We start from the raw sequence: 15,661 nt of genomic DNA on the forward strand, positions 1-15,661 counted from the left end.
TCACCGGCCAGAGCCTGACCGGTGCTTTTTTACCCTAAGATATCCAGGCTGTAATTGAACCAACTGCAACACCGAATCCAAAGCCGGCGGAAAAAGCCTTACCAATCGTAATCGCTCCTGCTACCAGAGGAATAACACCACCATTAACTTCAGAAATTTCATTAAAACTAAGCTCTTTCACCATTAACTCCCTCTTATTTGAACAAACTCTTAACCGTTGCATAACCAGTAATAGCCCCGGCAGTAAAACCTATCGCAAAAGCATCTGTTGCCAGCACTCCGATAACGAAAGGCAAAACCCCACCATTCACTTCATTAATTTCATCAAACGTTAATTCATTCATATTCCATCTCCTTGCCAACGTCGCTGCGTTGGACTGTTTATTTAATGTTTGTGTCAACCATTGACACAACACCATGATGGCAAATATTTTTCTGTTTGTAACCTGTACCAAAGTACAGGTTTTCACCGCCCCGCATATTTTCTTTGCTTTAGGGATATGCATAGACGTTACAGGGCTGGGAAGCGGTTAATGTTTGCGGGGTATACGGGGAAGAAAACGTAATATTACGCACCGGTACTTTCGGATGCTTTCCATGATTATGGCCGAGTTGTCCGGTTAACACTTACGTAGAATGAACCTGTAGTATTACCAATGCTAGCGCTAGATATATTCTCCAAGGTAAAAGAAATGATTTAAATTTAAACCACCACAAAAAGGGCCGATACTACAATATAACGCAGTCTCCCGGGGAGACTCGGTCGCCGTGGCTCCTACCACTAATCCAATGCCGCTCAAATACCTAATGTAACTTTTTGGTCATCGATTTGGTCCTCGATGCCCGGCAACACTCGCTAAATACACAAACAGTATAATTATTGCGCTCCCCACAAAAATGACGGGGGTAAGCATATTTTGCTTAAAAACCTAACAATGCCCCTACCATTGCGAAGAACCGCAATAAATATACATCTATCGTTTTTTCAGTTACCGCCTGCCTGCCCTTTTCGTCTCTGAATAAACAATACCTCCCAAAATAAGGTCAGGCAGAATATCGGTATATACCAGGGCACCACCTCCCAGAATTCCGGTTCAGACTTATCAGTGAAGTAATCAAGTGAACTTGCCAGCAATGCCAATGTACATGCACCAAATGCGATATAAATGATAATTTCCACGTACTGATCCTTTATCGCTGGTCTCTTGATCATGGATTTACTCCCCCAATAATATCGTTTACTCTGCTACTCAATCCGTCATTCTATTTCGTTGTTGCTGGTATGTAACCTGTACCGAAGTACAGTTTTTGCTTGTTTTGATGTGCGCCAAAACACTAGAATATTCGCGTTACAACTCAAGAGATAGTGCATTGCAATTCATAAAAGAACCCTCAAAGGTTGAGCCAGCTACCAGAGTGCCGGTGAAAAAGAGCCCTCTGATCATGATTTTTTTGGTGATATTTGCTGTTTATCTTTGCTCTCCGATTATGACGTCCTTTGACTCGAGGTGGAGTGTGCACACCAGCCTGAGTCTTTGGCATGAGGGCAATGCAAACCTGAACGAATACCAGTCCCTACTAGAAACGCAAAACCACTACGCAATAGAGAAAATAAACCACAGTTATTACTCTATTTTCCCGGTGGGAACCTCATTGTTGTCAATGCCATTCGTGGTGATTGCTGACGAAATTTTTAGCTGGACAATGCGCCACTCAGAAATGGCCAAAAACAGTGCAATCGAAATTTTGGCAGCCCGAGGAATAGAGACTGACAATCCGACGTTGATTCATATCCATCCACTAATAGAAAAGGTAATTGCCAGTTTTTTTACTGCTCTATGCTGTGTTTTTATGTATCTGATCGCGAGACATTATTTAACCTTGTCAGGTTCCTTGATGTTTGCCACATTATTTGCGTTTGGAACCGCAGCCTGGTCCACAACGAGCAGAGCCTTGTGGCAACATGGGCCTTCTATGTTATTGTTAGCCATAAGCCTGTACCTGCTTATTCAAGCTAAAAACAATGTAAAACTCGTCAAATTTATAGCGATACCACTCGCTCTGGCATTTATCGTCCGCCCCACCAATGCGATCCCCATTGTCTTTTTTATGCTGTACATAGGCCTAAATCATCGCTCGGAGTTTTTTCGCTTTATCGCCGTTGCAGTGCCATTCGCCCTGTGTTTTTTTATTTTCAATTACCTGAGCTTTGATTCACTATTGCCAGGCTATTACAACTCCGGCAGAGTGTTTGCCAGCGAACACTTTGTGGAGGCAATGGCTGGAAACCTGATAAGCCCGGCCAGAGGGCTTTTGATTTACAGCCCTTTTCTTTGTGTGGCTTTATATCATTTGCTGTGCCGTTCAAGGTTTGACAAACGCAGTTTAGATGGCTACTTCGCGCTGATCATTGTTTGCCACTGGATAGTTATTTCCAGCTTTCCTCATTGGTGGGGTGGGCATGCTTATGGCCCAAGATTTTTTTCTGACGTTTTACCCTTTCTGTTTTATTTTTTGATTTTCCCAATGAAACACATCCTGCAGTCTGAACGTTTTTTGAAACCAGCATTTGTGCTTTTTTATTTACTTGGAATTGCATCAGTGTTGATTAATTTCCGAGGAGCCTGGCACAAAGACGTTTATTTATGGAATACCAGCCCAACAGATATAAGCAAATCTCCGGAACGCATCTGGTCCTGGCAAGACGCTCAGTTTCTCAGAAAGTCTGCCGAAGATTAGACTTTAACCTGTAACTTGATGCCACTTACAAATACTCACCGTATTCCTCAACGCCGTCGAGCATGATTAGTTTTGTCCTGTAACTTAAACCTGTGTCATAGTGACAGTTACGAAATATGAAGAAATGAATACTCACTTCGCGCTTTGATAAGCAACCTGTACCGAAGTACAGTTTTGCACGTTGCGCATTGACGATAAACTGAGCAATCGGAATAACTTTTGACAAGGAATCGTCATGAAAGTAGTAAGCTCAGCTATAGTTAACAGTGTTATTGCTCATGAAATAAAACTAACAACAGAGGAATGCATTTACAGAATGATTAATGACCAGGTTCGACAAGATGATCTTCTGAAAAAAATCGACGGTTACCTTGAACAACACGAAACGTTGATGGATGCCTATCAGAAGTTAGAGCCCATCATCCTTAAGTTGTTTGGGGCCGAGCGCATGAGTATCTTTCAGCGCCGCCGTCAGCATCAGGATCTGGTCGCCCGATTTAAAACCGGCAATGAAATTCGCGAAATCAAAGTAGCTATCAGTCCGCAATCAATTGCGGGTTATGTTGCACTAAGCCAGTTACCCTTAATCATTAACGACCCATACAACGCCGAAGAGCTCAGAGACATTCACCCTCGCCTTAAATTCGCAGACAAATTCGATAAGTCCAGCTCGTTTAAAACGAAAAGCATTTTATGTGTACCGATCATGAATGCCGGTGTCATACTCGGGGTGATGCAGGTGATCAACAAACAGCGCGGCGATTTTAACGACGCTGATTTGCGCCTGGGTAAAGGCCTTGCAGATATGCTGGGCAACAAATTCCGGTTTGAGTTAGGAGGCACAAAACAACCTTTCCAATACCTGGTACACAGAGGATTGATTCAGGAATCTGTACTGGACCCGCTGATTGAAAGTTGTAAGGACCAAAAACATCTGATTCAGCGATTAACTTCAGAACATCGCATCCCGGAAAACGAAATAGGCCAGGCGCTGTCGATTCACTATCAGGTGCCCTGGCTGGACTATTTGCCTGATAAATATCATCTCTTCCAGAACGAAAGCCGGTTAAATGTTTCCTACCTGAAACGCAATCTGGTGGCCGTGATTGCCGATACCAGAGAAAACCCGATTGTTATCATGGCTGAACCCAATAATGCCGCGTTGTTGATGGAAGTGGAATCGGCATTAGGTATAGAGCATTACGAAATCTCGGTGGGGCTACCCAATACCGTGCTGCAATACCTCGGTGAGGCCACCGGCGGTGACAGCAAGGGTCCCGGCGAGATGGACGAAATTCTCGATGAGATCAGCACCAGCTCCGATGAACATGAAGAACTGGTGGATGAATTATCTGACGATGCTCCCGCAGTGGTACGCCTGGTGAGTCGTATCTTGCATGATGCCAAACGTATTAACGCCTCAGATATACACATAGATGCCGAAAAAGGCGGACCCACCCGCGTCAGAATGCGTGTTGATGGTGTGTGCCGCGATATCACTCAGTTACCGGCATCCCACCACAGTGCCGTGATAGCGCGCATCAAAATTATGGCCAATCTCAATATTGCTGAAAAACGCGTTCCTCAGGATGGAAAACTGGCCTTCCGAATGCAGGGCAAACCGGTCGAAGTACGTGTTGCCACCATTCCCACTGTAGCGGGTGAAGGCGTGGTTATGCGTATCCTGGCGGCCGGTGGCGCTATGCCGATGGATAAGATGAATCTGAGTCCGCGCAATACCGACATGCTCAAAACCATGATAGTTAAGCCGCATGGCATTTTGCTGGTTGTGGGTCCGACAGGTTCAGGTAAAACCACAACGTTGCATGCCATATTAGGCCATTTAAACACCCCAGAGAAAAAGATCTGGACGGCCGAAGATCCGGTAGAAATCACCCAACCAGGTTTGCAGCAAGTTCAGGTGAGCCCCAAAATTGGCTTTACCTTTGCCAACGCCTTGAGAGCTTTTTTACGGGCCGATCCTGATATTATTCTGATTGGTGAAATGCGGGACAAAGAAACCGCCCATGCCGGTATCGAAGCTTCGCTGACCGGTCACCTCGTATTATCCACACTGCATACCAACTCCGCACCGGAAACCATTACCCGTTTATTAGATCTCGGCCTGGATCCGGTTAACTTCTCTGATGCCTGTGTCGGTATCTTAGCGCAGCGTCTAATCAGAACCCTATGCAAGAACTGTAAAGAGGAATATCCGGCCACCGACGCGGAAGTGGGATTTGTAAAACGTCAATATGGCGAAGATAAACTCGAAGAGATTGGCTTTAAAGAACCATTAAAGTTACACCGCGGTAAAGGCTGCGAAGAATGCGGTGGAACCGGTTATAAGGGCCGTACCGGCGTGCATGAATTGCTCACCATGACTCCGGAATTACGAGCTCTCGTGTATAAAGAAGCATCGGTTTCAGCCATGGCGAAACAAGCCACCACAGACGGCATGCGAACCCTGGTTCAGGACGGCCTGTACAAAGTACTTAAGGGCGATACCGATATCGCCCAGGTGCAGATAATTTCAGGGGTTGAATAGCACCTTTCCCAATTCGAAAACTTAATATAGAGGGAAAGACCTGGTCTTTCCCTTTTAGTTTGTACTACTGGTAATTGTGGTGATCAACTCAGAGTTTTCATCACCGGTGTTGTATACACCATCAGGACCTGGCGTATAATCTGAGTGCACCATGTCCAGCAAGCCATCACCATTCAAATCAATAGGATAAGCCTTCTCGCCCCAGTATCTTTGTGGTTGTAACAAAGTAGGGTCCTGTACTTCAAAAGTTCTGTCGGCCTTTCTGATATAAAGGTACGGCGAGTTCTCATCAATATAGGCAGAACCAGCCATTATCAAATCTTTCAGACCGTCGTTATTCATATCCGCAAATATCATTGGCAAGGGCATATTGATATTGCGACCATAAAAAGAATAGATTTCGGTGGTTAAAGACTGATCAGCAAAATAGGTATCGGTTTCATCGGTAAATTCACCATTACAATCACTGATAAGTGCTTGTAAATACCTGCCGGTGTTACCCGCAGACGGATCAGCGTTAGTATTGCCACGCTCATGTGCCAGCACCAGATCTTTAGCACCGTCACCGTTGAGATCGCCTACAACCAAAGACTTCACATAGGTGTAGTCATCGTTCCACTCGACGCCAGGCAAGTGATGCACGTCCTGTTTTCTGAAATATCCAGAACCATTGTTGTAGGCTATTTTATTAAAATTGAATTCCTGATTATTATCGATGCGTTTTAACCGTCCCATGACCAAATCAGGAAAACCATCGCCATTCATATCTTCCAGTTTGTGATAAATGTATCGCCAGTAATATTGATACTGCTCACCTCCGTGAAGAATCTCTGTGGCGATTCGATTATCGTAATCTACGCTGAAATTGCCACTGCCATCATTTATGAGAAAGTGCCCCACGATGTTGTTGTAACCACCGCCACTTTCAACAAAGACATCAATATCATCATCGCCGTCAATATCACCCCAGGTAACGCCTTTACTGTGAATATGATCATTGCCGGTTGATGCCAGATAGGCTTCTGCCAACTGGGTGGAAACCGCGTACTTGCCTTCCTCATTGCTCATCAGCACAACCGGGGACTCGCCGTAATAACCACCGCTTGGTGCTTGTCCGCGATCCAGGTTACCTCCATCCATAATGACAAAGTCCACCATGCCATCGCCATTAAAGTCTGCTGTAGCCGCCTTTGGAGCATGGATACTGACTTCAGTATCAAGGTAATTAGAGGTGACATCAGTGAAGCTACCATCACCATTGCTTTGCAGGAAAATCAGCGCCGATGGTTCCAGTGAGTTATTGTCTTCACCACCTACCAGCAAATCGGTCAGTTGATCATCGTTTAAATCACCGGCATACAGGTATTGGTCCGCCAGGCCCAGCGCAGAAAAATTAGATGCCGATTCAGTGGTATAAGTGAACTGGTTAACATTGACTTCTAAAGTTAATGGCTCAGGTGCCTGGCACTGCAGATTAAACACAACTTCCGAAGATAGATTAATAACTCTGACCGTAATTGTATCTGAAGCGGTGTTGCCGTCAGCATCAGTAACCTGCACTTGCAATACTGCATCTTCACTCGCATCAACTTCTGGAGCAACCACGGTTACGGTGAAAAGATCAGTGTCTGAAAGTTCTAATGAAACGCCAGACAACTGGCTCCAGCTCACCTGGTTTAATCGATTATCAGGATCCACCGCTGTGGCTGTTAATTGCAAGGAATCTCCTTCGTAAAGCTCAACATCGTCCGGAGCTGTAACGTTAATCTCCCATTCACTACCTGGATCGGTAGGCTCATCAGGTCCATCTTCATCGTTATTCAATACATATAGTGTTAACTTATCCGTCAAACTATAGCCATTGGCATCCTCTACAGTTACCAGAACTTCATGCAATAAATCTTCTTCTATAGCATCAAAAGTAACGTTGGTAGACAAGAGTTCAGGGGTCTCAAAATAAACACCACTTTCAGTGAACGTACTCCAGCGAACTGAAGTAAATACATTGTCAGCATCCACCAGGGTTGCATCTAGTAAGGCCGTCTCATCTTCTGTTACCGTGACGTCATCGCCGGCATCCAGATAAATATCGTTTTGACTCGCCAGAACTGAAACAGCAACATCCTGGTAGGCGCTATTACCACTCTGGTTACTGACAGTGATTCTGAATGTCAGTGTTTCTGATACGTCAAGATCGGGAGCATTTATTTGAATTCGCGGCGATTCCGGCTCAAATAAGGCAACAGTTGTACCAGACATTTGTTGCCACAAATAGCTGATGGATTCACCCTCGGGATCTTGAGCGGAAGCTTCAAGCACCACTAATGAGTTCTCATAAACAAACAAGGATGTTTCGGTCTCAATGGAAGGATCATACTCCTCCGGCATTGTGACTGGTGCAACCATTGCCATTCTGGTTGCGATAGGTGATGCTAACGGGATATCGGTATCCTGTTTGCCAAAGTGATGGCGCTCTGTCACTCCATCAGAACTGCGCAATATGTATTGATACTGGTTTGAGGCTCTCCTGACCGCGATATCAGCTTTTCCATCACCGTCATAATCCGCCACAACAGGAATATCAGTGCTTTGTTTACCAAAGTGATAGCGGCTGATACTTTGATCGCTGCTGTTTAGCACATACCAGTATTGATTAGAAGGACGACGCACCGCCACATCGGCTTTGCCATCTCCATCGTAATCCGCTGGCACCGGAATATCTTCCACCTGTTTGCCAAAATTAAACCGTTGGATCTCACCATCGGAGCTATTCAGGATATACCACATTTGATTGGAAGCTCGGCGAACTGCCACATCAGCTTTACCGTCACCATCATAATCAGCCGGAACCGGGATATCTTCAGATTGTTTGCCAAAATTAATTCGTTGAATCTCACCATCGGAGCTGTTCAGGATATACCACATCTGATTGGATGGTCTTCTGACCGCGATATCTGTGATGCCATCGCCGTCATAATCCGCGGGAACCGGAATGTCATCGGCGTTTTTACCAAATTGAACTCGCTGTAACTCACCGTCAGAACTATTTTTTATGTACCAGTAAAAGTTAGAAGGGCGTCTGACTGCAACATCAGCGATACCGTCACCATCAAAATCGCCGTTAACAGGAATATCATTCTCGTGTTTACCGAATTGAAGCCGTTGTAACTCCCCATCTCCACTATTTTGAATGTACTGAAAATAGTTGCTGGCTCTTCTGACTGCGACATCCGCTTTACCGTCCCCGTCAAAATCCAGGTCAGTCGCATTCGAAGTGGTTGCATAAAATGCCGTAGCAATAAAAAGGAAGTGGCGAAGCAAGCCTTTGGTCATCAGATTACGTCCTTATAATTTCTATCGAGGAATATTAAAAACACAAAAGCGGAAGTATAGATTTTCACCGATTTAATGCAAGTTTCTCTGCATATTCAGCGGTATAGCAACAGAGCAATCTAATCATAACGTCGATAATAATCCTCTCTGCCCCCACCAAATTTAAACTGATGAGTACCATCACAGAAAGGCTTGTTGCCGGTACCTGAACAACCGCAAAAGTGTTCCGTTTTTGTTTCTGTAGCGACATATTTAAAAGGCTGATACCGGGTTCCCTGATGTGTGCCATCGCAGAAAGGGACTGTGGCGGTTTTTCCGCAAGAGCACCAAAGATAGGTCTTGCCCTTTTCCACTTGTACCGCTACCGGGCGGTCATTTGAAGGTGAGTTGCGCGGAGTTGAATTTGACTGAGACACTAACTTATTTCCATTAATTCTTGTCGATTTCTGGTAAAACCGGTCGTGAAATGGCTTAATACCCTAATTGCAGTTTTAGAATAAAAACAAAATGAACTCAAGTCTAATCCCCGCTGATCACCATTTCGCTGTGTTAGCCGCGCTTTTCGCCATCGCATTTTTTGGTTTTTGGGCTGAAAAACAGCATTGGGGCAAACTGGTAACAGGTACGGTATGGGCTATTTTGGCGGCGATTATTGCCTCCAACCTGAACATCATCCCTAAAAGCGCTGACGCCTACAGCTTTGTGTTTCGCTTTCTGGTGCCTGCGTTAATCCCCTTGTTCCTTATTAATGCCAATGTTAAGCGCATTATCATGGAAAGCGGACGCGTAGGATTAGGGTTTATTCTGGCCTGCCTCGGCTCAGCCGCAGGCGCTATTATCGGTATTAACCTGCTGGACTTGGGCGCTCGGGAAGCTGACTTAGCGGGTATTTTTACCGCTACCTACACCGGAGGTTCTGTCAACTACGCAGCAGTTATCCAGTCTACCGGTTTTGATGATGCCAACATTATTTCCGCCGCGACAGCGGTAGACAACCTGATGAGTGCATTGTTTTTGGCGATTTTAGCCATTATGCCCGCTTCAAAATGGTTAATGGAAAAATATGCGGTACGACAGCATGAGTTGGAAGAAACCCGCCCTTACTCACAAAGCAGCCAAAAAGTAACGGGCTTTAGCTTAGCGGCGGCATTAACCTTTGCCCTGTCGGTGGTGGCCTTATCAGACGCCACCGTGATGCTGTTAGAAAGTCAGTTCCCAGGCTATGAAATTGATCGTCTGCGTTATGTGTTTATCACCCTGTTCTCTATTTTGCCCGCTACTGTTGCCCCTAAAGCGATGCATAAACTGCAAGGTGGTGAAACCATAGGTATCGTTTTAGCCTTTGTATTTTTTGCCGCCATTGCTGCCGGTGCCGATGTAGTGAAGTTACTCAGCGTAGCGCCAATTCTTCTGGCCTTTGTGATCATATTACTGAGTATTCATGGTTTGGTGGTATTCGGACTGGGCGCAGTTATTTCTCATTTAAGCAAAAAGTTTAGTAACAACAATGAAAGCTTATTCAGACTATCTCTACCTGAACTCATCATTGCCTCCAACGCCTCAATCCTGGGTGCAACCACGGCTCCCGCACTGGCGATGGCCAGAGGCTGGCCAGCATTGGCCACGCCGGGTATCTTAGCGGGTGTGGCTGGTTACATTGTCGGCACACCATTAGGATTACTAGTGGCTTCATTGGCTGGGTAAATCCGCATTACAGCGTCAAGCCAAATGTATTGAAATACATTGTGAATACAGCAAACCTCTGCTAGTTTAATAATTGACCAAAACTAAGGGGTTGGCTGTATTATGTTTAACAAAATCAGAAGCTTTTTAGGCCGAAAAGCTGAAACACCAGCTGCGACTTCTCACGGCCCCTCTCCAACTGCAAGCAATGCCACTCAAAGCCGTCAGGCATCGACAAGGCCAGCAGCCCCACCCGCTTTAGCCACGTCGAGATTACAAGAGAGTCCTGTGGCCAGCAGAAGCCACAGTGGAGCAGTTATTGGCAGACCTGACACCTCCCCTGCTGCCCAACGGACAGCCACCAGTGCCGCTGTGGCACAATCTCGTCCATCTCCTGCAGCAGCCTCTCCGGCAGTTTCACGCCCTTCTCCTTCAGCTTCCCCAGTGGCAGCTCCAGCAGCCACGGACCATCGCCGTGTACAAAAGTCTTTCAAAAAAGGCGAACGGGTTAAAGCTGATGAATTTATGTCAATTGCAACCGCGGATGGCGCCCGGGATCTCAGAACGGCAAAAACCCGGGAAGTGTTGTTAAAAACCAGGCAAGGTGATGCAGATGGTCTCACCATGAGACACCGAAGTGGCAGTGTCACTGAATTGCATTTAGCGCCAGACTCAAGTGAAGTGACAGGCGCAAAACACTATAGCAAAACCACAGGACAAATATCTGAAGTCAGGCCAGCCCACATGAGAGGTGCCGCTCAAAAGCAACTGAACAGGGTGGCGAAACGCAAAGATCACCGGGATTTATAATCCGGTGAAGCCTTGCCCGGAAGCGGTTGAGGCCCCATAATCTGAGAATACAGCAGTTGCCAGCTCGGGTGTGATTATCATTCTGCGATTAATGTTGCTATTTGCAGTCCTTTTCTCAACTGCAACGGGGGCTCAACACAAAACAACCTACATAGTTGGCACGGAAAATATTGTCTACTTTCCCCACTATGATTTTGTCAAATCACGGGACAGCTATGTAGCCGCTTTGCTGGCGCAATTCGCCGCCCAGCACAACCTCGAGATTCAATACGTCGCCTTACCCAATAAACGCCTGCATCTGGCACTGGAACAGGGTATTGTAGACTTTGCTTATCCCGACAATCCTAACTGGAAGAAATTGCCCAATGACCCATCGTTAAAAAAGCACTTCAGCACCACAATAGCCGAAGCAACCGGCAGTACTATTGTCAGAAAAAGTGACATAGGTAAGGGATTGTCAGGATTCAACTCTCTGGTGGTTCCATTTGGTTTTTCACCCATCAAATGGCTGACATTGATCAGCAATAAAGAGGTTAAACTGGTTGAAGTGGGCAATGCTATGCAGGCACTTGAGATGGTAGCACTGGGCAGAGTCAGTGGAGCGGATATCGAATATCATGTTGCCAGCCATTTGATAAAACGCCACAAAAAATTTCACAATCTGACGATGGATCCCGAACTACCCTACGATATTGTGGGGTTTAAAATGTCCTCCTATCGTCACCCGGATATACTGGAACAATTAAACCGGTTTATTGCAGCGAATCCTGAGCAAATTAGCTTACTGAAAAACCAGTACCAGTTGTTATCTGCTGAGCAGATAATTAATAGTCAACCGACAAACAACAAAGGCAAATAACGAGCCTGACTGGCAGAATCAAATAACACCAAGAAATGTAAAATTCCGTATCCACAAATTCCCCTTTCTAACGGGAAACGGTAGCATGGGCTACCCGTTAACAAAATGACTCCCGATGTGACGATTTCCTCTCAGTTACTTTTTTTCTTTAGCCTGCTTGGCGCCTTCAACGGTCTGCTAGTCTCTGCATGGTTATTTACCCGCAAGCCAGCCAGTCTGGCCAGCCGTTTTCTGGCGTTATTACTGCTTATGATCAGTGTACGTATCGGTAAATCCGTGTTTTTATTCTTCTCTACCGATCTGGCTGATATTTACCGGCAAGTGGGCTTATCGGCCTGTTTCTTGATAGGCCCCTGTTTGTACTTTTATTGTCGGACCGCAAGCTCTCAGCTTAACCGGGCGCCATTGGCCTGGCGTTGGCACAGCGCAGCGCTGCTCGCCATCTTACTGATTGCAGGCCTGGTGTTCCCCTATGGCAGTAATACTCCCGAATTTAACCGTTTGATGTACCAGATCATCAACTACAGTTGGTTAATATACCTGTTGCTGAGTTTACCGTTGGCCTTGCCAGCCATCAAAACGAGCTTCAGGCGCCATAGTCAAAGTGCCAACCTTAAGGCAAGGCAGAACAGTAATATTCTGGCTACAGCCTGGACGGGTACCTTTTGTATCTGGTTGGCTTATTTCACATCCAGTTACACCAGTTACATTGTGGGCGCATTATCCTTTTCTTTTTTGCTGTATTTCAGCATCCTCTTAGCGATCTATGAGCGCAGAGGACAATTGCCACGCTATCAAAACAAGAAAATTCATCAACCTGTGGCGGATCACCTGGTCAAACAGCTCACTAAACTACTGGAAACCGAAAAGCGTTACATCGATGCCAACCTGACGTTGCCACAGTTAGCTAAAGAATTGAAAATCAGTGTGCAGCAACTTTCTCAGTTGTTGAACGACAACCTCAACAGCTCCTTTACGCATTTTATTAACCAGTATCGCATCGAAGAAGCAAAACGATTGCTATTGCAGATTCCGCCACTAAGCCTTGAATCAGTGGCAGAGCTTTCCGGATTTAATGCACAATCTACGTTCTATAGCGCCTTCAGACGTCAGGAGCACACCACTCCGGCCAAATTTCGCCAGAGGAACCTCCCTAACATTACGACAACTCAACCTAACTGAACCCCATTTTGTTATTTTCACATCCAACGAAGTCTCCGGATTTATAAACCCGTAATACTAATTTATAGCCTCAGGCGTATTCTGCACTCCGTTGTCATAGCATCGGCACCCTGGTTTTAATTGAATATTGCAAAGGTGTTTTATGCCAACGAAACTTTTACTCACGCTCAACTTTATATTTATTTTTTGTCTGAATGCTCAGGCGACGGGTTCTGGAAATGTTGACACAGCCTCAGAAACTGAACGTATTACCATTACCCTAAACAATTATTTTCAGGGCACATCATTCAATCAACCGGAGGTTATCGCCCAGGCTTTTAACAAAGACGCTAACCTCTATCTGGAGAAAGCAGACATACCCAACTGGATTGTACCGGCAAAAGAATATATCCAGTGGTTTAAGGGGGAAAATCAAGGTCAGTACAATGGCCGCATTGGCGAAATACTTGCGATAGATATCGTCGGTAATATTGCCACCGCAAAAGCAGAAATACTCTATCCCGAGCGAAACTTGCGCATGATCGATATGTTCCTGCTGCGTAAACTGGATAATCAATGGCAAATTATCAGCAAAGCCGCGACCCGAACTGACGAAACACGCAACGGAAAACGCATTCTGTTTATTGTTTCCAGTGCCGATTTTCATGGCGATTCCGACCTCGCAACCGGTGTCAGCTTCTCAGAGTTAGTAAACGCTTACCATACTTTTGAGCAAGGTGGTTACAATGTTGATTTTGTTAGTACACAGGGGGGTGCGATACCCTTGTCCTATATCAATACTTCCGATGAACTACACAAACACTACATCTATGATCAGGACTTTATGTATGCCCTGGCCAATACCAAACACCCAGCAGATATCAAACCTGAAAACTATAGCGCGGTACATTATGTGGGCGGTGGAAATGCCATGTACGAAGTGGCAGAAAACCAAACCTTGCAGGATATCTCCATGGCCATTTACCAAAAACACAACGGCATAGTTTCTTCGGTATGTCATGGCACCGCAGGCATTGTTAATTTAAAGCTGGATGATGGCAGCTATCTGGTTAAAGGCAAACGCATTAGCGGTTATCCGGACGAATTCGAAAAACTCAGCGCAGCCTACTATCAGAAGTTCCCTTTCTCTATCGAAAAAACCATCGAAGCCAGAGGTGGTGACTTCCGTTACGGTGGCCGCAGTGAGGCCTATGTTGAGGTAGATGGTCGCGTAGTCACCGGCACCAACCACCAGTCCAGTAAAGTGGTGGCTGAGAAGATCATGGCGATTTTAGATAAGGTGATGAACTAATTTCCCGCTTTATTAAGGGGTCAGAGTATTTGAGATTGTGTACAAAAAATTCTTTCAGAGACTCTGACTACTTTTTATGACTCTTTTCTAACTATAACAGAAAAATATTTACACCTCATTTAACCCCTTTTGCTACATTAGGCCGTTCTTACCGGTAACAATAATAATAGTGAGCCTTGAATGAGAACGATATTTACTGTTCCCCTGTTGCTGTTGAATGGCTGTGCACTGTTAAGTAGCCAAAAGTCCATCGACATCCCCTTTCGCTTACTCAACAACCACATTCTTCTACCTGTAACGGTTAACGGCAAATCCATGGAATTCATACTGGATACCAGCGCACACCAAACTCAATTGCTTAACAGCGATCACAATCCAGTATCAGACCAGGAGGTGGTTTACATTGAGATTGCTGACCTAACGATCTCTATAGATACGAGCGATAGTAAGCGTCCACATAAAAGCTACCACAGTTATATTGCTGGCATCGTGGGGCAAGATTTGTTTAAACACAAAACCCTGGAAATTAACTACGATACGCAGCGCATCACCCTGCACGCCCAACACCTTTTTGATAAAGGCATTAAGTCAAAGAGTGAACAATGGTCAACAATGCCATTAAAAACAGTGAAGCAACAATTTGTTATCGAAATGCCCCTGACACTGGGTAAACAATCACAATACTTTGAGTTCGCTTTAGATACCGGCTTTAATCAAGACTTTCTGCTAAGCAAAGCTAAACTGGGAGAAGCATTAACGCCACTGTATTCCTACATCACCCCTTATTTTGATATGGAAGGGGTTCTGGAGTTTGAAGTGTATCCAGTGGACAGAACCTACCTGGGCGACCATGCCATTATCTGGCCGCTGATAAACTCTCCGCTTAATGAAGTGCCAGAAAAGAAGATTTCAGAGGACCAACACACGAGCAAAATTGGCAACGCTGTCCTATCTCGGTTTAACCTGATCATTGATGCTCAGAGAAACACCTTGTACTACCAGGAAAACCAACGCCATCACCTTAAAAACCTGCCCGACCGCAGCGGCCTAACCATCACCTCTCATGCACAGGGGGCCAAAGTCACCAGTGTCACAGCCCAAGCCGCAAGTCTACTCAAAATCAACGATGTTATTCAATCTGAATCGCCCCGGTAAATTCGGAGGCGGATTTGTTTGAGCTATGCTGCCGCATGTTCGCCTAATTGTCGATAATAGT

14 protein-coding genes are annotated in these 15,661 nt (G+C 45.5%); 8 read left to right on the forward strand and 6 right to left on the reverse strand.

What is annotated here, in order from left to right:
- Positions 1 to 34: 34 nt before the first annotated feature.
- From AC0J20_RS14815 to AC0J20_RS14825, 3 genes are all read right to left on the reverse strand, one after another.
- Complete coding sequence (locus AC0J20_RS14815) at positions 35 to 184, reverse strand: class IIb bacteriocin, lactobin A/cerein 7B family (RefSeq protein WP_473022255.1); 150 nt, start codon at positions 182 to 184, stop codon at positions 35 to 37.
- Between the two features lie 10 nt (positions 185 to 194).
- Positions 195 to 506: a class IIb bacteriocin, lactobin A/cerein 7B family gene (locus AC0J20_RS14820; RefSeq protein WP_473022256.1), complete on the reverse strand. Its 312-nt coding sequence runs from the start codon at positions 504 to 506 to the stop codon at positions 195 to 197.
- A gap of 479 nt (positions 507 to 985) precedes the next feature.
- Positions 986 to 1,213, reverse strand: a complete 228-nt coding sequence (locus tag AC0J20_RS14825) for a hypothetical protein (RefSeq protein ID WP_473022257.1) — start codon at positions 1,211 to 1,213, stop codon at positions 986 to 988.
- A gap of 209 nt (positions 1,214 to 1,422) precedes the next feature.
- Between AC0J20_RS14825 and AC0J20_RS14830 the strand changes: the two genes are divergently transcribed.
- The gene (locus AC0J20_RS14830; protein WP_473022258.1) at positions 1,423 to 2,739 is read left to right on the forward strand and encodes a hypothetical protein; all 1,317 of its coding nucleotides are present in this window, start codon (positions 1,423 to 1,425) and stop codon (positions 2,737 to 2,739) included.
- A gap of 391 nt (positions 2,740 to 3,130) precedes the next feature.
- Positions 3,131 to 5,287, forward strand: a complete 2,157-nt coding sequence (locus AC0J20_RS14835; RefSeq protein ID WP_473022270.1) for an ATPase, T2SS/T4P/T4SS family — start codon at positions 3,131 to 3,133, stop codon at positions 5,285 to 5,287.
- 54 nt (positions 5,288 to 5,341) lie between these two features.
- Here AC0J20_RS14835 and AC0J20_RS14840 read toward each other — a convergent pair whose 3' ends face one another.
- Both AC0J20_RS14840 and AC0J20_RS14845 read right to left on the reverse strand, forming a co-directional pair.
- Complete coding sequence (locus tag AC0J20_RS14840) at positions 5,342 to 8,620, reverse strand: FG-GAP repeat domain-containing protein (RefSeq protein WP_473022259.1); 3,279 nt, start codon at positions 8,618 to 8,620, stop codon at positions 5,342 to 5,344.
- A 119-nt stretch (positions 8,621 to 8,739) separates the two neighbouring features.
- Entirely contained in the window at positions 8,740 to 9,036 is a 297-nt protein-coding gene (locus tag AC0J20_RS14845; RefSeq protein WP_473022260.1) for a CDGSH iron-sulfur domain-containing protein, read from the reverse strand.
- A gap of 91 nt (positions 9,037 to 9,127) precedes the next feature.
- On the opposite strand from AC0J20_RS14845, the gene AC0J20_RS14850 reads away from it, so the two are divergent.
- Complete coding sequence (locus AC0J20_RS14850; RefSeq protein WP_473022261.1) at positions 9,128 to 10,324, forward strand: DUF819 family protein; 1,197 nt, start codon at positions 9,128 to 9,130, stop codon at positions 10,322 to 10,324.
- A 203-nt stretch (positions 10,325 to 10,527) separates the two neighbouring features.
- Here AC0J20_RS14850 and AC0J20_RS14855 read toward each other — a convergent pair whose 3' ends face one another.
- Positions 10,528 to 10,767 (reverse strand): hypothetical protein, encoded by a 240-nt coding sequence (locus AC0J20_RS14855; RefSeq protein WP_473022262.1) that lies wholly within the window; start codon positions 10,765 to 10,767, stop codon positions 10,528 to 10,530.
- A gap of 61 nt (positions 10,768 to 10,828) precedes the next feature.
- Between AC0J20_RS14855 and AC0J20_RS14860 the strand changes: the two genes are divergently transcribed.
- From AC0J20_RS14860 to AC0J20_RS14880, 5 genes are all read left to right on the forward strand, one after another.
- Positions 10,829 to 11,113 carry a hypothetical protein gene (locus AC0J20_RS14860; protein ID WP_473022263.1) on the forward strand — a complete coding sequence of 95 codons (285 nt, stop codon included), beginning with the start codon at positions 10,829 to 10,831 and terminating at the stop codon, positions 11,111 to 11,113.
- Positions 11,114 to 11,204: 91 nt separating this feature from the next.
- Positions 11,205 to 11,972, forward strand: a complete 768-nt coding sequence (locus AC0J20_RS14865; protein WP_473022264.1) for a type 2 periplasmic-binding domain-containing protein — start codon at positions 11,205 to 11,207, stop codon at positions 11,970 to 11,972.
- 117 nt (positions 11,973 to 12,089) lie between these two features.
- Entirely contained in the window at positions 12,090 to 13,154 is a 1,065-nt protein-coding gene (locus tag AC0J20_RS14870; protein WP_473022265.1) for a helix-turn-helix domain-containing protein, read from the forward strand.
- 142 nt (positions 13,155 to 13,296) lie between these two features.
- A complete protein-coding gene (locus AC0J20_RS14875) occupies positions 13,297 to 14,445 on the forward strand; it encodes a nuclear transport factor 2 family protein (RefSeq protein ID WP_473022266.1) in 1,149 nt (382 codons plus the stop codon).
- A 180-nt stretch (positions 14,446 to 14,625) separates the two neighbouring features.
- Entirely contained in the window at positions 14,626 to 15,600 is a 975-nt protein-coding gene (locus AC0J20_RS14880; protein ID WP_473022267.1) for a hypothetical protein, read from the forward strand.
- Positions 15,601 to 15,661: the final 61 nt, after the last annotated feature.

The sequence above is a fragment of the Planctobacterium sp. R6 genome (assembly GCF_055755215.1).

What these genes read in the sequence shown, in the direction of transcription:
- AC0J20_RS14860 (WP_473022263.1), top strand. Translation starts at nt 10,829, where the DNA reads ATGTCAATTGCAACCGCGGATGGCGCCCGGGATCTCAGAACGGCAAAA.
- AC0J20_RS14835 (WP_473022270.1), top strand. Translation starts at nt 3,131, where the DNA reads ATGGATGCCTATCAGAAGTTAGAGCCCATCATCCTTAAGTTGTTTGGG.
- AC0J20_RS14820 (WP_473022256.1), bottom strand. Translation starts at nt 506, where the DNA reads ATGCATATCCCTAAAGCAAAGAAAATATGCGGGGCGGTGAAAACCTGT.
- AC0J20_RS14875 (WP_473022266.1), top strand. Translation starts at nt 13,297, where the DNA reads ATGCCAACGAAACTTTTACTCACGCTCAACTTTATATTTATTTTTTGT.
- AC0J20_RS14815 (WP_473022255.1), bottom strand. Translation starts at nt 184, where the DNA reads ATGGTGAAAGAGCTTAGTTTTAATGAAATTTCTGAAGTTAATGGTGGT.
- AC0J20_RS14850 (WP_473022261.1), top strand. Translation starts at nt 9,128, where the DNA reads ATGAACTCAAGTCTAATCCCCGCTGATCACCATTTCGCTGTGTTAGCC.
- AC0J20_RS14840 (WP_473022259.1), bottom strand. Translation starts at nt 8,620, where the DNA reads ATGACCAAAGGCTTGCTTCGCCACTTCCTTTTTATTGCTACGGCATTT.
- AC0J20_RS14880 (WP_473022267.1), top strand. Translation starts at nt 14,626, where the DNA reads ATGAGAACGATATTTACTGTTCCCCTGTTGCTGTTGAATGGCTGTGCA.
- AC0J20_RS14865 (WP_473022264.1), top strand. Translation starts at nt 11,205, where the DNA reads ATGTTGCTATTTGCAGTCCTTTTCTCAACTGCAACGGGGGCTCAACAC.
- AC0J20_RS14825 (WP_473022257.1), bottom strand. Translation starts at nt 1,213, where the DNA reads ATGATCAAGAGACCAGCGATAAAGGATCAGTACGTGGAAATTATCATT.